27 protein-coding genes are annotated in these 25,853 nt (G+C 56.3%); 11 read left to right on the top strand and 16 right to left on the bottom strand.

All coding sequences use genetic code 11. The features are described 5' to 3' along the window. Position 1: 1 nt before the first annotated feature. Positions 2 to 2,410 carry a homocysteine S-methyltransferase family protein gene (locus tag AXE86_RS09525; RefSeq protein WP_061946531.1) on the bottom strand — a complete coding sequence of 803 codons (2,409 nt, stop codon included), beginning with the start codon at positions 2,408 to 2,410 and terminating at the stop codon, positions 2 to 4. Positions 2,411 to 2,428: 18 nt separating this feature from the next. Further along, a complete protein-coding gene (locus AXE86_RS09520) occupies positions 2,429 to 3,115 on the bottom strand; it encodes a vitamin B12 dependent-methionine synthase activation domain-containing protein (protein ID WP_039981753.1) in 687 nt (228 codons plus the stop codon). Positions 3,116 to 3,413: 298 nt separating this feature from the next. Between AXE86_RS09520 and trpD the strand changes: the two genes are divergently transcribed. The 3 genes from trpD (at position 3,414) to AXE86_RS09505 (ending at position 7,514) form a co-directional block, all read left to right on the top strand. Next, positions 3,414 to 4,430 carry an anthranilate phosphoribosyltransferase gene (trpD, locus tag AXE86_RS09515; RefSeq protein ID WP_061946529.1) on the top strand — a complete coding sequence of 339 codons (1,017 nt, stop codon included), beginning with the start codon at positions 3,414 to 3,416 and terminating at the stop codon, positions 4,428 to 4,430. 31 nt (positions 4,431 to 4,461) lie between these two features. Further along, complete coding sequence (locus AXE86_RS09510) at positions 4,462 to 5,397, top strand: bile acid:sodium symporter family protein (RefSeq protein ID WP_061946528.1); 936 nt, start codon at positions 4,462 to 4,464, stop codon at positions 5,395 to 5,397. 146 nt (positions 5,398 to 5,543) lie between these two features. Then, positions 5,544 to 7,514 carry a methyl-accepting chemotaxis protein gene (locus AXE86_RS09505; protein ID WP_061946527.1) on the top strand — a complete coding sequence of 657 codons (1,971 nt, stop codon included), beginning with the start codon at positions 5,544 to 5,546 and terminating at the stop codon, positions 7,512 to 7,514. A gap of 169 nt (positions 7,515 to 7,683) precedes the next feature. On the opposite strand, the gene sdhB is transcribed toward AXE86_RS09505, so the two are convergent. From sdhB to murI, 12 genes are all read right to left on the bottom strand, one after another. Next, positions 7,684 to 8,436 (bottom strand): succinate dehydrogenase iron-sulfur subunit, encoded by a 753-nt coding sequence (gene sdhB, locus AXE86_RS09500; RefSeq protein ID WP_061946526.1) that lies wholly within the window; start codon positions 8,434 to 8,436, stop codon positions 7,684 to 7,686. A 15-nt stretch (positions 8,437 to 8,451) separates the two neighbouring features. Continuing rightward, a complete protein-coding gene (gene sdhA / locus AXE86_RS09495; RefSeq protein ID WP_061946524.1) occupies positions 8,452 to 10,263 on the bottom strand; it encodes a succinate dehydrogenase flavoprotein subunit in 1,812 nt (603 codons plus the stop codon). 25 nt (positions 10,264 to 10,288) lie between these two features. Then, entirely contained in the window at positions 10,289 to 10,921 is a 633-nt protein-coding gene (locus AXE86_RS09490) for a succinate dehydrogenase (protein ID WP_006690890.1), read from the bottom strand. 175 nt (positions 10,922 to 11,096) lie between these two features. Next, the gene (locus tag AXE86_RS09485; protein ID WP_006690892.1) at positions 11,097 to 11,654 is read right to left on the bottom strand and encodes a Fe-S-containing hydro-lyase; all 558 of its coding nucleotides are present in this window, start codon (positions 11,652 to 11,654) and stop codon (positions 11,097 to 11,099) included. Positions 11,655 to 11,693: 39 nt separating this feature from the next. Next, positions 11,694 to 12,536, bottom strand: coding sequence for a fumarate hydratase (locus tag AXE86_RS09480; protein WP_006690893.1), 843 nt, complete (start codon positions 12,534 to 12,536; stop codon positions 11,694 to 11,696). Between the two features lie 302 nt (positions 12,537 to 12,838). After that, complete coding sequence (locus tag AXE86_RS09475) at positions 12,839 to 13,327, bottom strand: metallophosphoesterase family protein (RefSeq protein WP_061946522.1); 489 nt, start codon at positions 13,325 to 13,327, stop codon at positions 12,839 to 12,841. Positions 13,328 to 13,422: 95 nt separating this feature from the next. Beyond that, positions 13,423 to 14,049: an RdgB/HAM1 family non-canonical purine NTP pyrophosphatase gene (rdgB, locus tag AXE86_RS09470; RefSeq protein ID WP_061946520.1), complete on the bottom strand. Its 627-nt coding sequence runs from the start codon at positions 14,047 to 14,049 to the stop codon at positions 13,423 to 13,425. A 1-nt stretch (position 14,050) separates the two neighbouring features. Beyond that, positions 14,051 to 14,797, bottom strand: a complete 747-nt coding sequence (rph, locus tag AXE86_RS09465; protein WP_061946518.1) for a ribonuclease PH — start codon at positions 14,795 to 14,797, stop codon at positions 14,051 to 14,053. A 148-nt stretch (positions 14,798 to 14,945) separates the two neighbouring features. Further along, a complete protein-coding gene (locus AXE86_RS09460; RefSeq protein WP_061946516.1) occupies positions 14,946 to 15,608 on the bottom strand; it encodes a F420-0:Gamma-glutamyl ligase in 663 nt (220 codons plus the stop codon). Beyond that, positions 15,601 to 16,119 carry a hypothetical protein gene (locus AXE86_RS09455; protein WP_232294951.1) on the bottom strand — a complete coding sequence of 173 codons (519 nt, stop codon included), beginning with the start codon at positions 16,117 to 16,119 and terminating at the stop codon, positions 15,601 to 15,603. Before AXE86_RS09455 ends, AXE86_RS09460 begins: the two co-directional genes overlap by 8 nt. A 43-nt stretch (positions 16,120 to 16,162) precedes the next feature. Continuing rightward, positions 16,163 to 16,597 (bottom strand): acyl-CoA thioesterase, encoded by a 435-nt coding sequence (locus tag AXE86_RS09450; protein WP_006690900.1) that lies wholly within the window; start codon positions 16,595 to 16,597, stop codon positions 16,163 to 16,165. An 11-nt stretch (positions 16,598 to 16,608) separates the two neighbouring features. Continuing rightward, entirely contained in the window at positions 16,609 to 17,397 is a 789-nt protein-coding gene (murI, locus tag AXE86_RS09445) for a glutamate racemase (protein WP_061946514.1), read from the bottom strand. A gap of 205 nt (positions 17,398 to 17,602) precedes the next feature. On the opposite strand from murI, the gene AXE86_RS09440 reads away from it, so the two are divergent. From AXE86_RS09440 to AXE86_RS09420, 5 genes are all read left to right on the top strand, one after another. Continuing rightward, entirely contained in the window at positions 17,603 to 18,442 is an 840-nt protein-coding gene (locus AXE86_RS09440; RefSeq protein WP_061946512.1) for a polysaccharide deacetylase family protein, read from the top strand. 513 nt (positions 18,443 to 18,955) lie between these two features. Then, positions 18,956 to 19,156, top strand: coding sequence for a hypothetical protein (locus AXE86_RS09435; RefSeq protein WP_009754175.1), 201 nt, complete (start codon positions 18,956 to 18,958; stop codon positions 19,154 to 19,156). 230 nt (positions 19,157 to 19,386) lie between these two features. Continuing rightward, on the top strand, positions 19,387 to 19,866 hold the full coding sequence (locus tag AXE86_RS09430) for a hypothetical protein (protein ID WP_061946511.1): 480 nt from the start codon (positions 19,387 to 19,389) through the stop codon (positions 19,864 to 19,866). 39 nt (positions 19,867 to 19,905) lie between these two features. Beyond that, positions 19,906 to 20,193: a hypothetical protein gene (locus AXE86_RS09425; protein ID WP_061946509.1), complete on the top strand. Its 288-nt coding sequence runs from the start codon at positions 19,906 to 19,908 to the stop codon at positions 20,191 to 20,193. Between the two features lie 6 nt (positions 20,194 to 20,199). Further along, a complete protein-coding gene (locus AXE86_RS09420) occupies positions 20,200 to 20,472 on the top strand; it encodes a CZB domain-containing protein (protein WP_083501181.1) in 273 nt (90 codons plus the stop codon). Between the two features lie 71 nt (positions 20,473 to 20,543). Here the strand turns inward: AXE86_RS09420 and AXE86_RS09415 are convergent, their stop codons facing one another. Together AXE86_RS09415 and AXE86_RS09410 are read right to left on the bottom strand one after the other, a co-directional pair. After that, positions 20,544 to 21,995, bottom strand: coding sequence for a sucrose-6-phosphate hydrolase (locus AXE86_RS09415; protein WP_061946505.1), 1,452 nt, complete (start codon positions 21,993 to 21,995; stop codon positions 20,544 to 20,546). Positions 21,996 to 22,000: 5 nt separating this feature from the next. Continuing rightward, entirely contained in the window at positions 22,001 to 23,866 is a 1,866-nt protein-coding gene (locus AXE86_RS09410) for a glucose PTS transporter subunit IIA (protein ID WP_061946503.1), read from the bottom strand. A 220-nt stretch (positions 23,867 to 24,086) separates the two neighbouring features. Here AXE86_RS09410 and AXE86_RS09405 point away from each other — a divergent pair, with 220 nt between their 5' ends. The 3 genes from AXE86_RS09405 (at position 24,087) to AXE86_RS09395 (ending at position 25,844) form a co-directional block, all read left to right on the top strand. Further along, positions 24,087 to 24,449, top strand: a complete 363-nt coding sequence (locus tag AXE86_RS09405; RefSeq protein WP_061946501.1) for a PTS glucitol/sorbitol transporter subunit IIA — start codon at positions 24,087 to 24,089, stop codon at positions 24,447 to 24,449. A gap of 79 nt (positions 24,450 to 24,528) precedes the next feature. Then, a complete protein-coding gene (locus AXE86_RS09400; RefSeq protein WP_061946500.1) occupies positions 24,529 to 25,206 on the top strand; it encodes a flavodoxin in 678 nt (225 codons plus the stop codon). Beyond that, a complete protein-coding gene (locus AXE86_RS09395; protein WP_061946499.1) occupies positions 25,206 to 25,844 on the top strand; it encodes a hypothetical protein in 639 nt (212 codons plus the stop codon). The genes AXE86_RS09400 and AXE86_RS09395 overlap by 1 nt, the downstream gene beginning before the upstream one ends. Positions 25,845 to 25,853 lie beyond the last annotated feature (9 nt).

The raw sequence follows: 25,853 nt of genomic DNA, 5'->3' as shown, positions 1-25,853 counted from the left end.
CTCAGCCGAGAACACTGCGTGCGATTTCGACAGCACTGCGCGCATCAGCGGCATAGTAGTCTGCGCCGATCTCGCGCGCATAGTCCTCCGTCAGGACAGCACCGCCAACCACCGTCTGACACTCATGGCCTGCCTCGTGCAGCGCGTCAATCGTCCGCTTCATCGCCGTGACGGTCGTCGTCATCAGCGCAGAGAGACCGATCAGTCCGACCTTCTTCTCGATGGCGACTTCGACCACGCGCTGTACGGGTACATCGCGTCCGAGATCGATGATCTGATAGCCGTAGTTCTCGAGAACGACCTTGACGATGTTCTTGCCGATGTCGTGGATGTCGCCCTCGACGGTCGCGAGGATGACCTTCCCCTTTGAGATTCCCTGTCCATTTTCGGCCAGCTTTGCCTTGATGAGTTCAAGTGCCGACGTCGCTGCATTTGCCGCATTGATCAGCTGCGGCAGGAAGATGATCTCCTTTTCATAGCGGTCGCCGACAATGTCGAGCGCAGGAATGACTTTATCCTGAATGATGTCCATCGGAGCCGTGTTCGCCAGCAGCCGACGCGCAATCTGCTCTGCATCATCGCTGAGACCACGCATGATGGCATCCATCAGCGGATCGATTTCTGCATCCCCCTCCGCAGTAGGTGTATCCGACTTCACGTCTGCCGCAGCATCCGTAATACCGAGCTCCTTACGGCGGCGAATCTCTGCCTGCTCGGCAGCAAACCGCTCAATATAGGCAGCACAGTCCGCATCCTCTCCGCTGACGGCACGGAAGGAGACAACAGCGTCCATGACCTCCTTCGTATTCGGATTGATGATCGGAAAATCCAGACCGACGTGCATCGCCTGAATGAGGAAGTTCACCGTCATGTGCACGCGTGCGGGAAGGCCAAACGAAATGTTGCTGACTCCGAGTGCACAGTGCAGTCCCAAACGCTCATGCACCTCGCGCACGGCACGCAGCGTCTCCATCGCCTGCTCCTGCTGTGCCGAGACGGTCAGCGTCAGGCAGTCGATCACGATATCCTCGCGGTCGATCCCATAGGTCTCCGCCTCTGCCACGATGCGCTCAGCGACGGCAACACGCTGCGCCGCTGTTTCGGGCAGACCGCTCTCATCCATCGCGAGCCCGAGCACTGCCGCCCCATAATGTTTCGCAAGTGGGAAGATCGCGTCCATGCGTGCGCGCTCCCCGCTGACCGAGTTGATAATGGCTCGGCCATTCGTCACGCGCAGAGCCGCCTCGAGCACCTTCGGATTCGCCGAGTCGATCTGCAGCGGCAGATCAACGACGCTCTGGACGGCCTTGACTACCTGCGGGATGATCGCAGCCTCATCGACGCCCTGCGCACCGACATTGATGTCGAGTACCTGCGCGCCCGCCTCCTGCTGTGCAATGGCGAGTTTCTTGATGTAGCCCATATCCTCTTCAAGAAGCGCCTGCTGCAGCCGCTTCTTGCCCGTCGGATTGATGCGCTCTCCGATGACATTGACCTTGCCATACTCCGCGACGCGTCCAGGCGATGCGAGCCCCTTGCGTTTCTTTCGTGCGGGACGGTCTGCTGCCCCGCCCGCCACCGTCTCTGCAAGGCAGCGGATAAAGTCAGGATTGGTGCCGCAGCAGCCGCCGAGAATGAGTGCCCCGCTTTGGGCAAAGTGCAGCATCTCCGCCCCGAACAGCTCCGCCGTCATCTCGTAGGCACCCGTGCGCGGGTCGGGGAGACCTGCATTCGGTTTGACGATGATCGGCAAGTCCGTCCACTCCATCATCTCTGCGACGATGGGGCGAAGCTCCGCAGGACCGAGCGAGCAGTTGACACCGAGTGCAGCGATGCCGAGCGCATCCAGCGTCACAGCCACGGAGGACACCGCAGCACCGAGGAAGGTGCGGCCGTTCTCCTCGAAGGTCATCGTCACCCAGATGGGCAGCTTCGTATGCTCCTTCGCTGCGAGCACGGCTGCCTTTACCTCATAGAGATCCGTCAGCGTCTCAAAGACGACGAGGTCGGCACCTGCCGCCTCGCCTGCCGTGACCATCTCGCGAAAGAGTTCATACGCCTCCTCAAAGGAGAGTGTTCCCAGCGGCTCAACGAGTTCGCCGATCGGACCGACATCGAGAGCGACACGTACCCCTTCTACGCCGGAATGCTCCGCCGCACGCCGTGCCGTCGCGACATTTGCCGCGATCACCTCGGCAACGCTCTTCCCCGTACCAATCAGCTTATGTCCATTGGCACCGAACGTATTGCTGTAGATTACTCGGCTGCCCGCCGCAATATAGTTGCAGTGCACCTCCTCAACCACATCGGGATGCTCCATCCCGAAGAGCTCGGGGCGCTCCCCCGGGGCAAGGCCGCGCGCCTGCAGCTCCGTCCCCATACCTCCGTCCAAAATAATAATATCGTTCATTTTCCTATTTACTCCCATCTATTTCCCCGTCTTTGCCCCTTCGCGGCACCTGCGCCCCGCCTTACGGAACGGGCAGGTGCGGAACATGAGACAGTGCTCACAGTCCGGTGGGCGGTGCGGCTGCGGTGTGCGCGCAATCCCCATGATCGCCGTCACGGATTTGCGCGGCACCATGATCGTCGTCGGCGTCAGTGATACGCCGATGCGCCGTGTCATATCGAGCAGTGAAAAGAACTTCGGCTGCTCCGTGATCGGCAGATCGCCGTAGCCGGGGCTGAAGCGATCCGTCAGATAGCGCCCCTCTGCCTCTACAACCGCGCGCATATCCGCCTCAAAATTGTTGCAGATATTCTCGATCGCCGTGCTCGCACACGCATCCATGATGACGGCATCCGCTGCATTCGTCACCTCGCTGCGCATCATCAGCCGCTCTACACCGGGACCGAGCGTCGCTCCAAAGAGCACTGCCTCCTCGCACGGCGCGAGCATCTGCGGAATATCCTTGCCAGCAAAGGAAACGCCGAGCACCGCACCATCCTCGATGGGGAGCTGTCGATAGGTCAGGCGCGGCGTCGACGCCGCCAGCACCTCATCACTGCAGCGATGAATCTGCGCCGCAATCTCCTCCGTCAGCTCCTGCCCGCGAAAGCCGAGATATTTCAAAATTTCATTGTCATTCAGCGCGGTAAACCGCGGTTCAATCATCGTCGCTCCCATTCTCTTCCGTCACCACTCCCTGCTATCAATGATTCACGCGTCGTCAAGTGTCCCCGATTATACCACATCCATCATATCCGTACAATGACATGGATTCCTTTCTTCTAATAGTATATATTTCTATAATATTATTTTGATTTGTAAATGACAAATTGACGTGGCAAGGGTTTCCCTGTCCGCAGCACTTGGCAAGGAACCATCAAAAAAGCTCTATGGCAGTCCCATGTATTTTGTGTTATAATACTGCCTTATCACCGTACCCATAATTTCTCAAGGAGGAAATGGAATGATAAAAGAGGCGATCAAGAAAATTGTCGATAAGCAGGATCTGACCTACGACGAAGCATATACGGTCATGAACGAGATCATGTCGGGCGAGACCTCTGCGGTCGAAAACGCCGCCTACCTCGCTGCGCTCTCCACGAAGAGCAGCGGCATGGAGACGATTGACGAGATCTCGGGATCGGCGGCGGCAATGCGTGAACACGCACAGCCCGTCACGCACGAGATGGATGTCATCGACATCGTCGGCACGGGCGGAGACCACTCGGGCAGTATTAACGTGTCCACCACCGCCTCGTTTCTCGCAGCGGCGGCAGGGCTCAAGGTCTGCAAGCACGGCAACCGTGCCGCGTCCTCGAAGAGCGGTACGGCGGACTGTCTAGAGGCACTCGGGGTCAACATCGACCAGCCGCCCGAGAAGGTGCGTGAGGAACTGGGGAGCATCGGGCTTGCCTTTCTCTTTGCCCAGCGTTATCATCAGTCGATGAAGCACGTCGGTGCGATCCGCCGTGAGCTCGGCATCCGTACGGTATTCAACATTCTGGGCCCGCTGACGAATCCCGCCCGACCCGCATACATGCTGCTCGGTGTCTACGGAGAGCATCTCCTCCGCCCGCTCGCACGTGTGCTGCCGGGACTCGGCGTCAAGCGCGCACTCATTGTCCACGGAACAGACGGGATGGATGAGATCTCCGTCGGTGCACTGACCAAGGTGTATGAGATTGAGAATGCAGCAGAGCGTGCCTATGAGATCCGTCCTGAGGATTTCGGGATCACGCCTGCCTCAAAGGAAGCAATCCGCGGCGGCACACCTGCCGAGAATGCTGCCGTGACGCGCGGGATTCTTGCGGGAGAGATCACCGATGCACGGGCGGATATCTGCCTGATGAACGCGGGGGCTGCGATCTATATTGGGGGAAAAGCAGACTCGATTGCGGAGGGCATCGATACAGCACGCCGTGTCATTGCCGACGGCAGTGCTCTGCAGAAGCTGGAGGACTTTATTCGCATCTCTCAGTGATGCACAGGGGAAATGGAAGGACTTGAAGTAAATGAACGCACTTGAACAACTCAGTAATTTTGTCTCACGCTATATGGCGGTCTTTGTTGTCGTCATCGCAGGCGTTGCTCTCTTTCAGCCGTGGACGTTCCTCTGGAGCGTTCCATGGATCACCATCCTGCTCGGCATCGTCATGTTCGGTATGGGAATGACGCTGCGGTTTGCCGACTTTAAGCTTGTTCTGCAGCGTCCGCGCGACGTCTTTATCGGAACGGTTGCCCAGTTCGGCATCATGCCCTTCCTTGCATGGGTCTTGGCACAGGCATTCTCCCTTCCGCCGGAGCTTGCCGCCGGCGTCATTCTCGTCGGCACCTGCCCCGGCGGAACGTCCTCGAACGTCATGACCTACCTCGCGCGCGGTGATGTCGCTCTTTCCGTCAGCATGACCATGGCGTCCACCATCCTCGCACCGATCATGACGCCGCTCCTCACACTCTGGCTCGCAGGACAGTGGATCGACATTCCTGCGGGAAAGATGATGATCTCCATCGCACAGGTCGTCATTGCCCCGATTCTCCTCGGTCTCGTCATCAACCACTTCTTTGAGCGTCCCGTCCAAAAGACGGTCAAGGTTCTCCCGCTCATCTCCGTAACCGCGATTGTCCTCATCGTCGGCGGTGTTGTATCGGCGAACGCAAGCCGCATCATCGAGACAGGTGCTCTCATCATGGTCGTCGTTATGTGCCACAACCTCTTTGGTTATGCTCTCGGCTTCCTCGTTGCAAAGGCACTCCACATGGATATGGCAAAGGTCAAGGCGGTTTCCATCGAGGTCGGCATGCAGAACTCCGGGCTTGCCACATCGCTTGCCCTGCTCCATTTCGGTGCAGCTGCTGCCATTCCCGGTGCACTCTTCAGCGTCTGGCATAATATCTCAGGATCACTGGCCGCAAACTACCTATCCAGTCGAATGAAAAAAACCGACTAACGAAAATTTTTTCAAATAAATCCTCCAAAAGCTTAGGACTCTTGGAGGATTTATTTTATTTGTGTTGAATTTTACTTTTGTTAGATTATATTTATCTGAAAGAAGCGTTCTGCGCTTCCCAGGATTATTGCTAAAGAGGTGGTCGGATGAAACTAAAGTCAAAGATGCTGCTGTGGATTGGAGCGCCGCTTGTCGTGATTTTTACTGCGATGGCAGTGTTTTCCTACTGGGAAGCGAGCAACATGATCGAAGAGGCGACGGAACGCGAGATGCGCGCGCTCTCGGAGTTCCATGCCGAGGAGGTCAACCGCGTAGTCGAGGCACCGAAGGGGATCCTCGAGGGTATTGGTCGCGTATGGTCGACAAATATACCGACGGATGAGCGTTTCCTTGAAACAGCCAGGGACTTCACTGCACGCCCGGACATCGATTCCATCTATATGGGTTTCCCACGCGAAACAAACCGCCCCTTCCTCTACAGCGAGGAGGGTGTCGTACCGCTGAATGAGTTCGACGCAACGAGCCGTCCGTGGTATAAACTCGCAGAATCCAAGGAGGGCGTACAGCTCAACGAGGTTTCCACGAACGAGCGCACCGGAAAGCCAACGCTTGCCATGAGCCGCGCCATTCGTCACGAAGGACAGCTGCTCGCCGTGATGGGGCTCGAGACCAATTTCTCCGACATTCAGAATATCGTCGCAAAGATCAAGATCCGGGAGCATGGCGCCGCATTCCTTCTCGATGAACAGGGACACTTCATCTACCACTCTGCGCTCGGACTCGACGACAATGTGCACGCACAGGGCGAGGAAGACGCACGCCGCCTCCTCTCAAAGGAGCCTATTTTCTTTACCAACACATACGCAGGTGTTGAGAACTACTACGCTGTCCATCCGGTCGGCACAACGGGCTGGTCCCTTGTTCTCTTTGTACCGAAGGATGAGGTGCTCGCCGATGTAAACAATCTCAAGTGGACGATGATTGTGGGGCTTCTCATCTCCCTCGCCCTCATCGGCGGTCTGCTCTATAAGATTGCTGACTCGATTGCAGGTCCCCTTGAGAATATGGCAGATGCGGCACAGGAGGTGGCAAAGGGCAATCTCGCCATCGTCCCGCCCCAGATGGATCGCGACGATGAGATCGGACAGCTCCACAACTCCCTGCTCACGATGGTCAAGAATCTGCGTGAACTGATTCAGAAAACGGCGCAGACCTCCGAACAGCTCGCCGCCTCCTCTGAGGAGTTGACTGCCTCGGCAGACCAGTCGGCACAAGGCGCACAGAGCGCGGCCGAAGCGATCGTGAAAATCACGGGCAGCACCATCGAGCAGAATGAGGTTGTCGATCAGTCCTTTAAGACAGTAGACGGCATCACCCACGCGATCAATGAGATCACAACGGGAATCTCGGATGTCTCTGCCGCAACCCATCGCGCTGAAACAGCAACCGTTGAGGGACAGCAGGGACTCGGTGTCGCCGTCAAGGGGATGGATGTGCTCAATCAGAGTGCACAGGATGTCTCCGATGCCGTCACTGCACTCTATGAAAGTTCCAAGCGCATCTCCGAGATCGTCGAGATGATCACCGAGATCGCCGGACAAACAAACCTGCTTGCTCTCAACGCCGCCATCGAAGCGGCACGCGCAGGCGAACAGGGACGCGGCTTTGCCGTCGTCGCCGAGGAGGTGCGCAAGCTCGCTGAGCAGTCCGAGACAGCAGCGCAGGAGATCACAGAGCTCATCACCGAGAACGCAAACCGCATTGAGGACACGTTCAAGGTCATGCAGGAGCAGAGAGAACACGTTGGCGAAGGCGTCAAGCATGTCAATCAGGCAGGCGAACAGTTTGACCGCATCGCGGGGGTTGTGAGCGAACTCACCGAAAAGGTGGATGCAATCCTGAAGAGTACCGAGGGAATCAAAGTGGGCAGCGAGCACATGATGAGCTCGGTCGAAGCTGTTCAGAAGGTCTCGAATGCTGTCCACACGGAAGCAGAGAATGTCTCTGCCGTCTCTGAGGAGCAGGCAGCCTCCATGCAGGAAATTGCGGCATCCAGCCAGACGCTGGCACAGCTTGCACAGGATCTGCAGCGAATTGTCGGAGGTTTTAAGCTCTAAGGCCATCAGAATACACTTCAGGGGCTGTTGTACGATACAATGCAGTATTTCGTACAACAGCCCCTTCTTTGTCCTCCTGCCGCGCCGGCACGATACATTCCCACACAAAAGGGGCTGCCCGGAAATGGGGCAGCCCCTTCTATGTTCCGATCCCTTTGGGGGTATCGGATTAATGGTTGAACATATTGCGCAGTGCCTGCTTGTTGACCTCGCGGTTCAGCTGGGCAAGATGCTGCGTAAGCTTGATGCTCTTTGGGCAGACGCGCTCGCAGTTCTGGCTGTTGCCGCAGCTCGTGATGCCGCCCTTTTCCATCAACGCGTTGAGGCGCTTCGGTGCATCGAACTTTCCAAGCGGGTGCATATTGAAGAGCAGCGTCTGTGCTGTCGGCGCAGGTCCGATGAAGTCGGACTGCGGGCCGACGTTAGGGCACGCCTCGAGGCAGCAGCCGCAGGTCATGCAGTGCGACAGCTCATAGCAGGTCTCAGCCGTGTATGGGTTCTGAATTGGAGCGTCCTTGACATCCCACGTACCATCAACCTCGATCCAGCCATGAATGCGCTTGAGACTCTCGAACATAACCGAGCGATCGATAAGGAGATCGCGGATAACGGGGAACGTACGAGCCGGCTGCACACGGATCGGTTGCGAGAGGTTGTCGACCAGAGCACAGCATGCCTGCTGTGCACGGCCATTGATGACCATCATGCACGCACCGCAAACCTTCTCCAAGCAGTTGCACTCCCAGACGGGGGGTGGAACGCGCTTGCCGTCAACCGTCACGGGGTTCTTCTGAATCTCCATGAGAGATGCGACAACGTTGAGGCCGGGACGATAGTCAACTTCGAACTCCTGCGTGTAGGGATTCTCGTTCGGTCCATCCTGACGCTCGATGATAAAACGAACTTTTTTCTGTTCTGCCATGACTTCTATCCTCCCTTACTCTTTCTTGGCAACGGCGTAGTTACGCGCACGTGCTTTGATGAGCGAATGCTCGAACTCCATGTAGCTGACCTGCGGCTCTTCCGTATTCGGATCATAGTCCACAATGGAGGTCTTCATGAAGCGCTCATCATCACGGCCGTAGAACATGAGCTCACCGTCGGCATCCGTCATGCGCTCGCCCTTGTCATCAAGAAGGATCTTGGCATGTGCACCGCGGCTCTCATCACGGCAGCGTGCTGCCTTTGTCACGGCCATTGCATAGAGGATCATGTTGCGGAGCTGACGGACAAACATAGCTTCCTGGTTTGCCCATGTGCCGTGATCCGTCACGCCGATGTCATCCCAACGCTTCAGAATCCCCTTGAGCTTCTCAAGGCAGATGTCGAGTCCCTTGTTGTCACGCTCGATCGAGACGTAGTCATACATGATCTCGCCCATCTCCTGATGGAGCTTGTGGGCATTCTCAGAGCCTGTCATGTTGCGGATCTTATCGAACTCCGCCACGGCCTCCTTGCGTGCACTCTCGAGCTCTTCCTCGGTGAGTGCCGTGCCGAGCTCGCCGCTGCGCGCCCAGCGCAGTGCCTCGGGACCAGCGATAAAGCCGGAGTAGGCAGCCGAGAGGAGCGAGTTTGCACCGAGACGGTTTGCACCGTGGTACTGATGATCGCACTCGCCCGCAGCCATAAGTCCCGGAATGTTCGTGTGGTGGTTGCGATCGACCCAGATACCGCCCATCGAGTAATGCACGGACGGGAAGATCTCCATCGGCACCTTGCGCGGATCCTGACCGACGAACTCTGAATACATCTCAAGGATGCCGCCGAGCTTGCGCTCGAGGTAAGCCGCAGGGATATGGGAGAGGTCGAGGTAAACACGACGCTCATTGTTGATACCAAGCCCCATGTGGACGCAGACCTTGAAGATCGCACGCGATGCGACGTCGCGCGGGACGAGGTTGCCGTAGGCGGGATACATCTCCTCGAGGAAGTACCAGGGCTTGCCGTCCTTGTACGTCCAGACGCGTCCGCCCTCACCGCGGCAGGCCTCGGACATCAGGCGGTTCTTATCCGACCCCGGAATCGCCGTCGGATGAATCTGAATGAACTCAGGATTGCCGATGTGAGCGCCCTGCTGATAGGCGGAGGAAACAGCCGAGCCGTTGCAGATCGTCGATGCCGTGCAGCGGCCGAACACCTGACCGGGGCCGCCCGTAGCGAGCATGACCACATCAGCCGGGAATGCCTTGATCTCATTCGAGTTCATGTTCTGCGCAACAATGCCGCGGACGATGCCGTCCTTGTTTTTGATCGCACGGATGTATTCCCAGAACTCATACTTCGTGACCTTGCCCTTGACTTCCCAGCGGCGCACCTGCTCATCCAGCGCGTAGAGGAGCTGCTGGCCCGTTGTCGAGCCTGCGAACACAGTGCGCTTATTCTTCTGTCCGCCGAAATTGCGCAGATCAAGCACGCCCTCCGCCGTACGCGTAAACGGAACGCCCATGCGGTCAAACATCTTGACGAGCTTCGGCGCTGCCTCAACCATGCCCTTAACGGCAAGCTGGTCAGCGAGGAAGTCGCCGCCGTAGACCGTATCGTCAAAGTGCTCGTAGACACTGTCATGCTCGCCCTTGGTGTCCATGCAGGCGTTCATGCCGCCCTGTGCGCAGAGCGAATGCGAGCGCTTCACCGGGCAATAGGAAAAGAGGTCGACCGTACCGCCGCCCTCGCAAACCTTCATCGTTGCGAGAAGGCCCGCCAAACCGCCGCCGACGATGATAACCTTATTCTGTGGTACTTTAGCCATTCTTAGCTCTCCTTTGCTGCAGTTCTCACATGAAGTAGCTGCCCATGAAGGCAAGCGTAACAAGCGACATCAGCACGCAGAGTGCCATGGACAGCGCGTTGATCACCGACTGTGCGCGCGGTCCCTTTGCGATGCCCCACGTCATGCAGAACGTCGAAATACCGTTGCAGAAGTGGAAGATCGCCGCAATCATGCCGATCGTGTAAAGCACCGTGTGCAGAATCGCATAATCGCCGGTAACGAAGTAGGTGTAGAGCAGGTCATAGTTGATGTGCGATCCCATGACTCCCTTCTCCCACACGCGCATAAAGCCAACATGCCAGATGAGGAACGGAATGAGCAGCCAAGCCGTATAGCGCTGCAGCGCAAACTGCCAGTTGCGGACATAGCCATAATTGCCGGGGTTGTTCTTCGCCTGCGCAGCGATGTAAATACCGTAAATCGCGTGGAAGAGGATCGGAACAGCGATGGCGAACACCTCAAGCCCATAGAACACGGGGCGCGGGATGAGATCCATCATAGCCAGCGCATCATTAAAGGCCTTTGCTCCATGGAGCACCGTCGAGTTCGTAAAGACATGCTCGAAGAGGAACACGCCGATAACGACGAGTCCGACCAGTGAATGAAGGCGCCGCATGTAAAAGGTTGTGTGGAACATTTCATACCTCCTGAAATATGTTGACCTTAAGGAAACATGAATCACTTCAGCACTTCAGATTGACAAACTTCTTTTGATTCGTGATTCCTTAGGAGCCGCAGCTCCAACACCGTGTGCAGGAGCCGCGCCCCCGAATGATTTGTCATGCGCCAAACCATCGGCATGAACACCTACATTAGAGTCTGCGATAGGGCTTCTGTCCCATTTCATAGAAGTTATTCCCCTCGGAGTCGATGACAACGATACAGGGGAAATCCTCAACCGTCAGCTTTGCAACGGCCTCGGGACCAAGCTCTGGGTAGCCCACAACTTCATACTTCTTGACGGACTTTGCGATGAGAGCTGCGGCACCGCCGACAGCAGCAAAGTAGGTCACGCCGTACTTCTTCATCGCCTCGACGACCTCGGGCGAACGCGAGCCCTTGCCGACCATGCCCTTGATGCCCTGCGCGAGCATCGTCGGCGTGTAGGCGTCCATACGGCCGCTCGTCGTCGGCCCCGCCGAGCCGATCGGATCGCCCGGTTTTGCCGGCGTTGGTCCAAGGTAGTAAACAATCTGGTCATGCCAGTCCACGGGCAGCGGCTCGCCCTTCGCGAGGGCTTCCGTCATCGCCTTGTGCGCCGCATCGCGGGCACTGATGATCGTCCCCGTAATCAGGACGCTGTCGCCGGCCTTAAGCTTACGGGACATCTCCTCCGTAAACGGAGTCGTAATACGGATACTTTCCGCCATTGAGTATTCCTCCCTAATGATAATACACAAGAACCGCTCCTAGAGAATGCGGTGCGCATGCCGGAGGGCATGGCAGCAGATCGTCACCGCAACCGGCAGACCTGCAATGTGCGTCGCACCCCACTCAATGTTTACGGCAAGTGCCGTCGTCGTCCCGCCAAGCTGAGGGCCGATGCCGGTCTTGTTGATCATTTCGAGAAGCTCCTCCTCGAGCTTCGCATACTCAGGCATGGGATGACGCTGGTTGATTGGGCGCGTGAGTGCCTTTTTCGAGAGCAGCGCCGCGCGGTCCATCGTGCCGCCGATACCGATGCCGACGACCTCCGGCGGACATGGATTCGGACCGGCGTGCTGGATGATCTCCATAACGGCCTTCTTCACGCCCTCGACACCATCGGCCGGAACGAGCATTTTCACGCCGGACTTATTCTCCGAGCCAAAGCCCTTCGGCGCAATCGTAATGCTGAGACGGTCACCGGGGACGATCCTCGTGTAGATGACACCCGGCGTATTATTCTGTGTGTTCTTACGATTAAAAAGGGGCTCCGCAACAACGGACTTGCGCAGATAGCCTTCCGTGTAGCCCTTTGCGATCCCCTCGTTAATCGCATCCTCCAGAAGTCCTCCCGTGATGTGAAGATCCTGTCCGACTTCGACAAACACGATGGTCATCCCCGTATCCTGGCAATACGGACGATCCTCCTCGCGCGCAATCTCAGCATTGCGGATGATCTGATCCAAAACGACCTGACCGACAGGCGACTCCTCTGTCTCCCGGCCCTTCTTGAGGCCTTCATAGACGTCGTCGGGGAGATAGTACGCCGCTTCTTTGCACATCTCGGCGACGTTCTCCGTGATTTCTTTTGCGGTTAGCTCTCGCAAAATAATCCCTCCTATAAATATAACTTATACACAGGTTAATTAAACTATATCATATTTTTTTCTTGCTTTCAAGTCTTTCAGACTTCTTGTAACCCCTTGAAAAAAGTGAATCTCATTCAATTTCAAGTTGTTGATTTTCAGGTAGAATAAGAGCGTATTTTCTTATTTTATATCATTGTTTTTCTTTATTGTTTTATTGTCTAATTTCAACCAATATATTATTATTAACAATATTTTTATCGCATATATAAATCCCATATCGTACGATATGGGATTTATATGATAAAATTTTTGAAAGATTTTTATTTAAGGCGAATGAGATTCATCTTTGGTTCTTCCCCTGCTGTGAGATTTATCATCATAAAGGAGCCCTGCACCGCATCACGCGGACGAGCCACACTCCCGGGGTTGAATACGGTCACATCCCCCTGCTGCTCATAGAGGGCGATGTGCGTATGTCCATAAACAGCAATATCTGCCCCTGCCTCACGCGCAGCCGCGGCGAGTATCGCTGTATCAAACCGCACATGGAAGAGATGTCCATGCGTGAGAAAGATACGATGTCCGCCGGCCTCGACGACGGTCTCGTCATACGTTCCATCCAGAGGCAGATCGCAGTTGCCGAGGACGCGCACAACGCTCTTCCCCGTCAGCTGTTCCAGTGCATCTGCATCGGCGGCAAAGTCTCCTGCATGAAGCCACATCTCTGCCTGTGCCGCCTCAGGATACTGCAGCATCGCTTTCAGGCTCTCAATATCTCCATGACTGTCGCTGACAATTCCAATATTCATGCTTCACCTCACGCCTAGGAAAGATTGGGCAAAAGGCGCCCTATGACGATATCTTCCGCTGCGGCACAGACAGCTCGATGATCGATCAACATGCGTCATGCGCGGCCAAGGAGTGCACGCAGCTCCTCCCTCATCTGATCGAGCGCCGCACCGCGATGACTGATGGCGTGTTTTTCCTCACGTGAGAGCTCTGCCATCGTCCGCCCATCCGCACGATAAAAATAGGGGTCGTAGCCAAAGCCCTGTGTGCCGCGTGCTTCGTGGCGAATAAAGCCCGTACACGTTCCCTCTGCCGACAGTTCCCGTCCGTCCCGAAGTGAGAGCACGAGGGCGCAGTGATAGGCGGCGCGGGCATTCTCCTCCCCGCGTGAGCGAAGTTCCGCGATCAGCTTCCGATTGTTCGCCGCATCGTCGCCATGCACCCCCGCATAGCGCGCGGAGCAGACACCGGGGGCACCGTCCAGTGCCTCCACCGAGAGCCCCGAATCGTCGGCAAGCGCCGAAAGCCCCGTCTTTTCACGATAGTACTGAGCCTTGATGCGCGCATTCTCCATGAATGTCGCACCATCTTCGACCGGCTCTTCGATCGCACCGAGCTCCGGCTTCAGCTCATAAAGACGTGACAGTGGAACAAGGCGCACGGGCAGCCCGAGAAATGCCGTCTCCATCTCCCGCACCTTCCCTGCGTTTGATGTGGCAATCAGTATCGTCTTTTCCTTCATATTATCCCTCCCGTCCCGGCAGCCACGAGAGCACATCACCGAGGGCGACCTTCTGCTGATCGATCAGCGTGCGAATGCCTTGCTCACCGAGATCCAGCAGAGCATTCAGCTCCTTCCGTGCAAAAGCACGGCCTTCGCCTGTCCCCTGCACCTCGACAAAGGCACCTGCGCCCGTCATGACGATGTTCATATCGACCATTGCCGCAGAGTCCTCCTCATAGCACAAGTCAAGAAGCGGCTCATTTTCCGCATTGATGCCGACGCTGACTGCCGCCACATAGTCACGTACGGGGAAAATACCGTGCTTCGCATAAAACGACGCACACGCCTCGACAAGGGCAACAAATGCTCCCGTCACTGATGCCGTCCGCGTCCCGCCGTCCGCTTGGAGAACATCGCAGTCAATGTGAATCGTACGCTCACCGAGTGCCTTCGTATCCACTACCGCACGCAGAGCACGTCCGATAAGACGCTGGATCTCCTGTGTCCGCCCCGACTGATGGCCGCGCACCGCCTCGCGCGCCGTACGTTCCGCCCCTGCCCCCGGAAGCATGGAGTACTCGGCCGTCACCCAGCCCGTGCCCGTTCCCTTCAAAAAGAACGGCACGCGCTCCTCCACCGTCGCCGCACAGACGACGCGCGTATGACCGGTTTCAATGAGTGCGGAACCATCCGCATAGCGCTGATAGCCGCGTTCGATCCGAACGGGGCGCAGCTGGTCGGCACGCCGCAGATCTCTTCTTGGCATGAAATAATATCTCCTTTGGAAGTAATTCTCCCCTCCGGCTCGCGCTGTCCGTCGCACCGTGCCGCAGCAAGGCAAAATCCGCAACACAAAGCCTCCCCCGTCATGCGGGGGAGGGGAACTGCACAAGCGGGAAAGGGTACCGTATCATTTATGCCGTATGGCTCTCCTGATATTGACGATAATTCTTGATGACGCAGATCGGGGTCTTCTGTGATGCGTTGCCGAACGGATTGTCGAGCAGCAGCTTAGCGGCAAGTTCCCCATTTAATCCATCCGATACGCCGACCACACGTGAACGCTTGAGATCGTTGACATCCGCCACCATCGCGCCGAATGCCCCCACACGCGTCCGTATACGGTCTGCCACCTGGTCTGCATCCGCAGGACCATAGACAATCGCCTTGTCAAACGGCGGCATCGTTCCGGTCACATCGTCAATCAGCGCCGTTTCTCTGCCGCCCCAGCGATAGAACATGCCGCCTTTGCCGACGAGCTTTGCGAGAAAACCGGCAAAGAGGGCAAAGAGAACACGCCCCGTTCCCTCTACATCCATCAGGGACTGCATCCCATGCGGGCTGGCAAGGCTGCCGTAGTCCGGGATAAAGCGGCAGGCAAAACGTGCCGCGCGGGAAATGTGCAGCTGCTCCGGGAAGACAAACCGTCCCTGTGTAATCGCCACCACACTCTCAGCGCAGCAGACCAGATCGTCTTCCGTCACCTGCTCTCCTGCATAGTACTCAATCGCATCCACAATGTCATCCGCATCTGTCAGAATACGTGTCGGCACAGGAAGAATCTTCAGTTCAGCCATTCTGCACCTTCCCTTCCCGTACAAGCGCAACCCCGGCGAGCGCGGCAATCTCCGCCGCTGTCATCTTCATCAGTACCTTGGAATAATGCGCCGGCGTCCGCCCCGTCTCCAGATAGATCAGATCCATGCGAAAATCCACCATGTGGGCAATCGCATCATCGAGTGTATGTCCGTTTCGCCCCTCAATGGAGAGCTTGAGGGCAAGATTTATGCGCTGCTTCTTCTCTATCAGTGCCGCCTCGAAGTAGTCATCCTCGCGCGGTGTCCCCTCACACTCCACCTGGCCGTGCACCAATGCGCCGTCGTACTGCTCATAGGGCAGCTGAACACGCAGGATCGCATCCATGATTGTCCCGCACTGCTTCCCCTCATTGGCAAAGGGAATCGTCGCACCGATCACCAGACGCTCGGGCGTCCGTTCCACGACAGAAAAGGGCGTCATCTCCTCCGTCTTCGGCACGATCACCTCCGTACCAAGATAAGCAAAGAGTATCTTCACGCCCGCATACACAATAAAAACGACTGCGATCAGCAGATGCAGCCACCACGAAAATTCAGATCCCAATGTCCCGTCCTTCTTTCTCCGCCGTCATCGCCGCTTCCATCGGCACATAGAACTCCTTGGGCAGGCGCGTTATATGTCCCGTATCGCGATGCGTAAATACATTTTCTGAGAAGCCGCTCACCAGCAGTGTTCCCGCCTGATTGAGAATGCGGTAGGAGAACACCATCTTGGCCTTTGTGAGCGCCGTCGCCGTGGTCTCAATCACCAGTTCATCATCAAAATGACCTGGTGCATGGTACTCCGCACCGACCTTCGTGATTGGGAATACGTACCCCGCCTCCATCAATGCGCCCAACGTGATGCCGATGCGCCGCAGATACGCGACGCGTCCGATCTCAAACCAGCGGATGTAGTTCGCATGATGCACGACCGCCATCGCATCCGTATCGTAAAAATTCACCCGATGTGTTACCTCAACCGGCATGAAAACTCCTTTCAAACAATCTCTTCCATTCGCGCGGCACGCGCGAGATCCGCCTCCATGTGCGCCAGCTCCTTTGCACGCACAACAGAACGCCCCGACTCAAAAAACGTGCAGTGTGCGGTCTGCGCACCGATCGGCTGCGTTCGCAGCCCCGTTCGCCGCGCGAGCTCCTCCACCGTTCCCTCATTCCCATCCACGAGGCGCACATTCTGCGGCAAAAGCTGCCGCATCGTATCCTTGAAATAGTTGAAATGCGTACAGCCGAGCACGATCGCAGAATAATCCGTAAAACGATACGGTGCAAACGCATCCCGCAGGTACGCCTCCACCGCCGATGAGACGAACTCCTGCCGCTCGGCGAACTCCACCAGCTGCGGCAGTGCCAGGAGATCCACCAATCCGTTCGGGTCGCAGGAAGAAATCAGCCGTTTCAGCTTCTCCCCATGCACCGTGATCGGCGTCGCCGTGACGAGCACACGATGTTCCCCATCGCGCGTGAGCGCCTTCTTGACCGCAGGCTCCATTCCAATGATCGGCACATCGTAGAGACGGCGCATCTCATCTACGGCCACGGAGGTCGCCGTATTGCATGCGACGACCACAGCATCGGCGCGCTGCTGCTCAATGAGAAAGCGAAACGCGGTACGAACAAAGCCGCGCACGGCGGGAACAGATTTCGTCCCATACGGCACATGATCGCGGTCAGCATAGAAGATAAACTCCTCCGACGGCAGCACACGGCGAGCATGACTAAGCACCGTCAGACCGCCATAGCCTGAATCAAACAGCGCAATGCGCATCTGTCCATCTCCTCTTCCTGATCGAAACCGACGGCTCTATTATAGCAACTTCTTCCTTCTTTTGCCATATTTGTCACAAAAAAGCCATAATAAGGCAACGGCGATGCACATAGATGCGAGTGACAGAACTGTCTGCCTTGACAGAACAGATAGGATACGCTACACTGAGCGCGTTGTTAATTTTCATTAAAAAGAAGGTATTTCAGTGAAATTCCCATGTTGGTTGCGCATCCTGATTGTTCTTATTCTTCTGTGTTTCGCTGCGGCGGCACTACTCATGTGCACATCGCCCGGCGTGCCCGTACTCAACTACCATCAGGTCGAGGACAAAGACGGCAACCCACTCACGCTATACTGCGACCAGTTCGATCAGCAGATGGCATACCTCGCGGAAGAGGGCTACCATACGATCACGCTGGATGAGATGATGGACGCGGCGGAAAACGGCACGCCGCTCCCCGAAAAGCCTGTCATCATTACCCTCGACGACGGCTACGTCGACAACTACGAGTATGCCTATCCGATCCTGAAAAAATATGGATTCAAGGCGACGATCTTTCTCATCAACGATTTCACGGGCGTCTACCCGAACTATCTGACATGGGAACAGATTCACGAGATGCAGGATTCCGGACTGATCGACTTTGAGAGCCACACGATGACGCACGCGAATCTCTCGGAGCTGACCTCGCGCGACGAGCTGCACCATGAGATCGCGGACTCCCGCGAGGCGCTCTCCAAGAAACTCGGCAAAGAGGTCAACTACATCGCCTATCCGGGCGGACGCGTCACGGACGCGGTGGAAGAGGTCACACGTGATGCGGGCTATCGCGGCGCATTCACTGTCCACTACGGACTATCCACCCCCACAGAGGGGGTCTACCAGATGGACCGCATCCCCATCTTCGGCTGTAACACACATACAATGACACGCTTTAAGCTGCGGCTGACATTCGCTCCGCTCATCGCTCCGTTCGAGGATCTGCGTCTGACCCTGCGCGCACGAGGACTTGCACTGATTGGAAACTATCTACCGATCCCCTAAGAACGCGGCAAACGCGATAGCACTTAAGGAGGCGCTGATAAAATGAAGTCTGTCAGTTTGGTGTAGAATTTTTGTCCTGCCAAGGAAACAAACCAAATGCATAGCCGCCCGCTATGTGGAGGATTTATTGACACAAGCAGGGCAAAAAGGATGTGCCAAGATGACAGTGCTGAATTTATCAGTGCTTCCTTAAGTACACGAAAAGCCCTCGATATAACAAACATCTCGAGGGCTTTCCTGATCCCATTGTGCAGGCAGGGACTAGTGCCTAGGCTTGTTGCTTTCGTCTCATCCGTCAAGACATTTGCAAAGATAGTGGCGGACTTATAGACAAATAAGCGCTGTCGACAAATGGTAGACAAGACTTTTTTTGTGACGCCACTCAATCTCTTTGTTCTCAAGGAGATTCTGCTAAGCAGAATATTTTTGCGAAAATCTGTAAAAGATTGAGACAGAGTTCAAAAAATATGCTATAATTCCCGTATTAGTTATTGTGTTTAAGGAGGGCTTTTCATGGATTTTGAAGCACTGGTGAAAGCGAAGTTTGACGAGGCTTATGCGGCGACGGAGCATCCGAAGAAATTCTTCCTCACGGAGAACGGTCGTGGTGTTGTCGACGGCGGTGATATGTACAACGCTCTGCTCCACGATGTGCTCGATGTCGTTCAGCGCGCTGTTGTAGGTATCCTGAAGGACAGTCATCACAATCACTAAAAGATGAGAAAACGTGACCACTGCACAGCTCAGTGCGGCGGTTTTTCTGTTGCCATTCCTGCGAATTATAAATTCTCTCCCCCTTTTCATCTCCATCCAATTATGGTACGATGCCCGAAAACAGGTGATTTTTCCTATTCATACTGAGGATGAATGGAAAAAGATGCATTTGCCGTTATATTTATCAGGCTATTATATACGCCGTATTCTTTTTGTGTTTCAGTGGGAGGATGCACTATGTCTTTCCATCACACAAGGATGCAGAGGGGCAAATTTCCACTTCTTCCTCCGGGCATGGCGGCGCCAAGGCGCTGGAAAAGCACCTATATGATCTGATCGACGGCGGACTGACCCCCCCCCCCCCCGCCCCGACCATCCGCAGTCCGGAGCTGCAGAACATCACGCGGCTCATCGCACAGTTCGCCCAAAAACAACGGGAGACGCTGACGGAGCTCTCCCTCGACATCAACAAGTCGGTCGCCGAGACGGTACACGCCTCTGTTCAGCTCAACGAGCTGGCGCGCGAAAACCGCACCGTCGAAACGAACGTCAAGGAGCTGGTCGATGTCGTATCCTCGATGGCAAATGACATCGTTCACCTCGCAGAGGTCGTCTCCGAAACTGCAGATCAAACAGGCGTCGGCAAGGAATCAATGGATCTCACGCAGACACGCATCCATGAGGTCGCCAAGGACACGGATGCGGCATAGAGGGGATCACGGAGATGACACAGGATGTAGAGTCACTCCATGAAGCGCACAGCGAGCATCGACGACCTCGCACCGCTCGCCCAGCAGCGGCAGTCAGCGTCATTCCAAGAGATGAACGAGGCACTCCGGTCCACCGTCGGCGACGTGGTAAAGATAACCGAGGGCTCACGCGCCTGCAACTACAATATCTACGACTCGACGCGTAAGGTCAACGACGCACGCATGAAGATCGGCGGTCTGAGGCTCGGCTTCGGGCCAAAGGAGATGATCGATTTTGCCAAGACCGACCACAGTGTCTGGGGGATGAAGATCCACCAGCTCATTTAGAGCAATATCGATCTCAAGGCAGCTAACGTAGAGAACCATGCGATCTGCCGTCTCGGAAAGTGGTACTTCTCCGAGGGCAAGGAGAAATACGGTCACATGTCCGAGTTTGAGAAACTCGGCATCGCGCATGAGAAGTTCCACAAGCTTTGCGCCGCAACAATTACGGTGTATTACAATCACAAGACGGCTGAGGATCAGAACCTGCCTGAGATCCAGCGCATCTCCGACGAGGTAATCGGCTATCTCGACGCGATCAAGAAAAAATATAAGTCTGCATAACATAAGTTTGGATAAAAATGGAGCAGTAATGCGAAGATAGAATCCTCGCATTGCTGCTCCCTTTTGTATTGTCAGCCCTGCTCGTAGTGGAACGGCTCAAGCTCCCATAGGACGCCTGTCAGCTGCTCCACATCCACATCGGAGAAGACACGCAGCATTGGACGCACATCCTCCTCGGGGAAGATCGCAACGGTCGCTGCCTCCTCGCCGTACTGGAAGAATGCCTCGACGGCACTGTGGTCAACGTAGATGCGCAGCGAAAGAGTACGATCGACGTAGAGCTTAAAGCTGCGCGTACCGCGTCCTCCCTGGCGCATTTTCGTGCGGTCGATGGTCATGACCTGTTCCAGACGATTGTAGCGGAACACCAATTTCTCCGCCCCATAGACCAACTCAAGCGCAACGGTGTAGGCATCCCCTACCTCGATGTCGAGCAGCAACTCTGTGAGGTCAAAGAGCGCTGTCTCGAAATGGCTCGTTTGCTCCGCCTCCAGTGTGCGCTCTGTCTCACGGTGGCGCAGCGCCTTCAGTTCATGTACCGGCTCAGAAAAGATATGCCCCTGACGCAGTGTCAGCACGCGCGGCAGCGTGAGGCTGTGCATCCAGCCCTCCGCGCGCGTCGGGTAGTCGTCCTCACGGTCGGGCATCCCCATCCAGCCGATGAGAATATGCCTCCCCTCATGCGTCACGACCTGCGGTGCATAGAAGTCAAATCCGTGGTCGAGTTCCTTGAACCGCCCGTGCATGAGCATCTCCATCGCGTCCATGGACGCATGCCCTGCGATATAGCCAGACTGATAGAGATTCTGGCGGTCGTAGGCACGCGCGGGCACCCCCTGCGGGCAGAAGAGCAGGACGTCGTAATCCCCGAAGGAGAGGAGGTTCGGACACTCCCACATATAGCCAAAATCCTTCAGCTGTGTCTTCAGCTCGCCGCGGTAGACCCAGCCATCTGCCGTCTCGCGGTAGATGAGGACACAGCCGCGCTCTTCCTCCGTCTGCGCCCCGATGATGAGATAGCGTACGCCGTCGCGCTCAAACAGATAGGGATCACGAAAATGCGCCGTAAAGCCGGGCGGCGGCCCATCGATGATGATCTCCTCTTTTTTCACCATCCCCGTCGCCTTCGTATACGTGCCGAAGCGCTGTACGGAACTGCGATTGCCCTCCGCATCCTTCGCGTTGCAGGTGTAGAGGACGCGCAGCCGCCCGTCCTCCTCCGCAGCGCACCCCGAGTAACATCCGTCCTTATCATGTGCGTCGCTCGGCCACAGGGCGAGCTGGGGCACGCTGTAGGTACAGAAGTCGCGCGTCTTCGTGTGTGCCCACGATTTATTTTTATGCGCACAGCCGAAGGGATTCCACTGATAGAAAATATGCCAGCCATTGTGGTAGGCGAGCCCGTTCGGATCGTTGATCAGTCCAAATGGCATTTCGAGATGAAAGCAATTGTGAGGGCGATCGGTGAAGGGAAAGCCCTCCGCCAACCGTGTGTCAATGTCCCGCTTGTCAAAATTCTCCACAGCGCTCACTCCTCCGGGCGAAAGACGACAAAGGTCAGACCAAAGGCGACGGCAAAGCCGATCACGTTGACGAGGATGTAAGCGGGCAGATGATCAAGATAGAGCAGCGTCCCGGGCAGAACGGTGATACCCATGCCCGTCCCCGCGAGATGCAGGAAGCCCGCCACTGCGCCCGCGCACGCCCCGCCGACCAGGCCGCAGATAAACGGGCGCATAAAGCGCAGGTTAATGCCGAAGATCGCAGGCTCTGTGATGCCGAGGAAAGCAGGAACAGCCGAGGAAATATAGAGGGCACGCTTTTTTGCATCACGCGTACGCGCTGCGACCGCAACGGCGGCACCGCCCTGTGCCACAATCGCACCGGTAATGATGGCGTTGAACGGGTCAACGCCTGTCGACGCGAGAAGCTGCACCTCAAGCGCGTTGAACACATGATGCACGCCGAACACGACGATCACCTGATGCAGACCGCCGACGACAAAACCGCCGATGCCGTACGGCAGCTCCAAAAAGGCACGTACTGCGCCGAAAACACCGATCTCGAGTGTGTGCATGATCGGTCCGATGATGAGGAGCCCGAGCAGCATAGAGACAAACAACGTAAGGAACGGCGTGACAATGAGGTCAATGATATCGGGCACAAAGGTCTTGAACCATTTCTGCAAACGCGCCGCAAAGATACCAAGTACGAGTGCGGGCAGAACCGAGCCCTGATAGCCGACCACGGGAATTGGAATCCCGAAGATCTCCATTGAGAGAGGAACGGCATCCCCCGCCGCGATCGCATAGGCGTTCGGCAGCTGCGGAGCGACAAGCATCAGACCAAGCACAATGCCGATGACGGGCGTTCCGCCGAAGCGGTTCATCGTTGACCAGCAGACGAGCGCGGGCAGGAAGGCAAAGGCCGTATCCGTCAGGATCTGACTCATGCGCAGGAGATTTTCGTTCATCTCGATGCCTAGACTCTGTGCCATCCCGCGCAGCCCCATGAAGAGTCCTGTCGCAACAAGCACGGGAATGACGGGGACAAAGACGTCGCCGAGGGTGCGTGAGACCTTCTGCAGCGGCGACATCTGCTCGTATGCCTCCTGCTTTCCGCTGCCCGCAGTCGAGCCAAGATTCGTCCCCGCGACGAAGGCGTCATAGACCTTGTCGACAAATCCCGTCCCGAGGATGATCTGATACTGGGCGGCGGCAAAGAACTGTCCCTTCACGCCGTCGATGTTCTCGATCGCCTTCTCGTCGATGATCGTCTTGTCGTTGACGATCAGTCGCAGACGCGTCGCGCAGTGCTCGGCACTACGAACATTCCCCGCTCCGCCGACATACTTCCAGATCAGCTTGGCGACGCGCTCTTCCTTTGTCAGATTCGGGTCAATGTCGTCCTCTGCCGCCTCCTCTGCCGCAGCCTGCGTCTCCGCCGTGGCTTCTGCATTGTGAGAGGAAATTTCTGCCCCATCCGACACCAGCGTGATCGTCCCATAGTCTGCCGCATTGGTCACAAGGATGGGCGTCGTCGTCTCATAGCCGGCCGCGCGGATGGCGGCGGGATCGAACTCGATCAGCAGCTGCCCCTTCTTCACCGTATCGCCCTGCGCCACATGCGCAGTAAAATGCATCCCCCCGAGCTTCACCGTATCCACGCCGACGTGGATGAGGATATCCACGCCATCTGTCCCGTGAATCCCAATGGCGTGCTTCGTCTCAAAGAGCACAGTTACCTCGCCATCCACGGGAGAGACCACACGGCCCTCCGGGTCGGCTACCGCCGCACCGCGCCCCATTGCCCCGCTCGCAAAGGCGGGATCCGACACCTCCGACAGCGGGATCAGCCGCCCCTGCAGAGGACTGTCCAAACGAATGTCCTTCATGTAAATTCCCCCTTATGGAAACGCCGATACATTCGGCACTTCCTTAGAACCCCGCGCCCCATGCGCATATCCTTCTAAAATTTTACTAATTTTTCTTTTCATTGTCAACGGAGACCGCCTATATCACGGCATAATCGGCAAAATCATTTTACAACCCAAAGCCCATGTGATAGAATAACTGTGGAAAGTTTTATTGTATACCATGGGGAGGGCATAAGAGATGGCTGTAAAGTATGAAGTCAGTGTGACTGCCATCGGCAAACTGGCGCGCAAATTCCTCGAGACCAACAGCAGCATTATCCTGCTGGACGAGGGAGCACACCCCAATCTCGCCGAGATGGTCATTGAGCACACATCAGGCGATCTGAAGAGCGACATCTCCGTCGGAGATACGCTGACGTTTGGAAAGCAGAAATATAAGGTCACACGCGTCGGTGAGAACGCAAATGACACGATCCGCGACAGCGGGCACTGCACGCTGCTCTTTAACACAACAGGCTCTATGCCAGGGCAGATCGAACTGGAGGGCGGTCCCGTACCTCCGATCTCAGTGGGACTGAAGTTTTCCTTCTCCGGGAAATAAAACCAAAGAAACTGTGAGAGCCAGATCAACTGTAATGTACTCTGGCTCTTTTCTGTACGCACAATGAAGGAGAATATCCATGAAAAAAATTCTCGCCGTATTGCTTGCCGCGCTGCTTCTTCTCACGCTGGGCTGCGGGAGTAAAAATACGGCAGCCGACGACGCAGAGGAAGATCATGCTGCCCTCGACCTCTCTCAACCGCTGAAGCCCCCTGCTTCCTTTGAAGGAAAACGCGTGCTCGTCGCATTCTTCTCGCGCGCAGGGGAAAACCACGAAGTTGGCTACGTTGAAAAGGGAAACACGGCGCTCCTTGCTGAGCAGCTTGCAGAGCTTATCCATGCGGATGCCACGTTCGAGATACAGACTGTCATCCCCTACCCGATCGACCTCAAGGAGATGACAGAGGTGGCAAAAGAGGAGCAAGCCAAACAGGCACGCCCGCTGCTCGCATCAAAATTCGATGATATGGCGCAGTACGACATCATCTTCCTCGGCTATCCGATCTGGTACCAGGATCTACCGATGCCGATCTACACCTTCCTTGAGAGCTATGACTTCGCAGATAAGGTCATCATCCCATTCTCCACCGGATCGGGCAATGCAATGAGCGGCAAAGAGGCGGATATCCCGAACTATGCCAAGGGCGCGGCGGCGTTTCCGGGGATGTGCATCCGCGGCAAGACGGTGCGTGACAATGCGACAGAGACAAATAAGCACATTGCCGTCTGGCTGGAGGGATTGGGGTACCACAACTGATGCGCCCCCTGCTCTTTGTCCTCATCACGCTCCTCATGTTCTTTCTGCCAAACCGTTTGCTGACGACGGAGCCCGTGCATGAGTATCTGGGCTGTGCCCTTCTCATCCTCGGCAGCATCCACCTGTGGCTCGAGCGCGCTTATCTTCGCGCGCTCTTTTGGCGGCGCCTGCCGATGACGGCACTCAACACGGTGAACATCATCATGCTCCTGCTCCTTGCCGTGACCTTGGTATCGGGCATACTCATCTCCCTCTACGCTCTTCCCATTGTGCGTCTGCGCGGGCTCGCATCCATCTACGTCCACGCAGTCCACCTCTCTGCCGGTGTGCTGCTCTTTCTCGTCGTTGGCGTGCATGTCGGTCAGCATGCCCGCATGCTGTGGAGAGCTCTGCTGCGCCGTATCCCGCTGCGTATCCCACGGACGATGCCACGCGTTCTATATGTCGTCGGTATTCTTTTGACGGCAGCAGGCATTCACCGCTTTATCACGACGCGCATCTACGACAAGATCCTCTTTGAACATCTATCATTTGGCGGACTTACGGGAACATGGACATACCAGTGCGACCTGCTCCTCATGTTCCTTGCCTGCGCATGCCTCGCCATCTTCTATCAGTCATGGCGCATGCGGAAATAAAGGAATCGC

Origin of the sequence: Selenomonas sp. oral taxon 136 (genome assembly GCF_001554015.1) — a bacterium.
Classification (GTDB): Bacteria; Bacillota; Negativicutes; order Selenomonadales; family Selenomonadaceae; genus Centipeda; species Centipeda felix.
Note: the sequence above shows the minus strand (reverse complement) of the source record. Positions and strands in the feature narration are given on the sequence as shown.

Excerpts from the sequence above, each read along its gene's own strand:
- AXE86_RS09435 (WP_009754175.1), top strand. The coding sequence starts at position 18,956 with ATGGATTTTGAAGCACTGGTGAAAGCGAAGTTTGACGAGGCTTATGCG.
- AXE86_RS09430 (WP_061946511.1), top strand. The coding sequence starts at position 19,387 with ATGCACTATGTCTTTCCATCACACAAGGATGCAGAGGGGCAAATTTCC.
- sdhA (WP_061946524.1), bottom strand. The coding sequence starts at position 10,263 with ATGGCTAAAGTACCACAGAATAAGGTTATCATCGTCGGCGGCGGTTTG.
- AXE86_RS09460 (WP_061946516.1), bottom strand. The coding sequence starts at position 15,608 with ATGGCTGAACTGAAGATTCTTCCTGTGCCGACACGTATTCTGACAGAT.
- rdgB (WP_061946520.1), bottom strand. The coding sequence starts at position 14,049 with ATGAAGGAAAAGACGATACTGATTGCCACATCAAACGCAGGGAAGGTG.
- murI (WP_061946514.1), bottom strand. The coding sequence starts at position 17,397 with ATGCGCATTGCGCTGTTTGATTCAGGCTATGGCGGTCTGACGGTGCTT.
- AXE86_RS09525 (WP_061946531.1), bottom strand. The coding sequence starts at position 2,410 with ATGAACGATATTATTATTTTGGACGGAGGTATGGGGACGGAGCTGCAG.
- AXE86_RS09400 (WP_061946500.1), top strand. The coding sequence starts at position 24,529 with ATGAAAAAAATTCTCGCCGTATTGCTTGCCGCGCTGCTTCTTCTCACG.
- AXE86_RS09410 (WP_061946503.1), bottom strand. The coding sequence starts at position 23,866 with ATGAAGGACATTCGTTTGGACAGTCCTCTGCAGGGGCGGCTGATCCCG.
- AXE86_RS09490 (WP_006690890.1), bottom strand. The coding sequence starts at position 10,921 with ATGTTCCACACAACCTTTTACATGCGGCGCCTTCATTCACTGGTCGGA.
- AXE86_RS09520 (WP_039981753.1), bottom strand. The coding sequence starts at position 3,115 with ATGATTGAACCGCGGTTTACCGCGCTGAATGACAATGAAATTTTGAAA.
- AXE86_RS09510 (WP_061946528.1), top strand. The coding sequence starts at position 4,462 with ATGAACGCACTTGAACAACTCAGTAATTTTGTCTCACGCTATATGGCG.
- sdhB (WP_061946526.1), bottom strand. The coding sequence starts at position 8,436 with ATGGCAGAACAGAAAAAAGTTCGTTTTATCATCGAGCGTCAGGATGGA.
- AXE86_RS09450 (WP_006690900.1), bottom strand. The coding sequence starts at position 16,597 with ATGCCGGTTGAGGTAACACATCGGGTGAATTTTTACGATACGGATGCG.
- trpD (WP_061946529.1), top strand. The coding sequence starts at position 3,414 with ATGATAAAAGAGGCGATCAAGAAAATTGTCGATAAGCAGGATCTGACC.
- AXE86_RS09485 (WP_006690892.1), bottom strand. The coding sequence starts at position 11,654 with ATGGCGGAAAGTATCCGTATTACGACTCCGTTTACGGAGGAGATGTCC.
- AXE86_RS09505 (WP_061946527.1), top strand. The coding sequence starts at position 5,544 with ATGAAACTAAAGTCAAAGATGCTGCTGTGGATTGGAGCGCCGCTTGTC.
- rph (WP_061946518.1), bottom strand. The coding sequence starts at position 14,797 with ATGCCAAGAAGAGATCTGCGGCGTGCCGACCAGCTGCGCCCCGTTCGG.
- AXE86_RS09475 (WP_061946522.1), bottom strand. The coding sequence starts at position 13,327 with ATGAATATTGGAATTGTCAGCGACAGTCATGGAGATATTGAGAGCCTG.
- AXE86_RS09405 (WP_061946501.1), top strand. The coding sequence starts at position 24,087 with ATGGCTGTAAAGTATGAAGTCAGTGTGACTGCCATCGGCAAACTGGCG.
- AXE86_RS09395 (WP_061946499.1), top strand. The coding sequence starts at position 25,206 with ATGCGCCCCCTGCTCTTTGTCCTCATCACGCTCCTCATGTTCTTTCTG.
- AXE86_RS09425 (WP_061946509.1), top strand. The coding sequence starts at position 19,906 with ATGAAGCGCACAGCGAGCATCGACGACCTCGCACCGCTCGCCCAGCAG.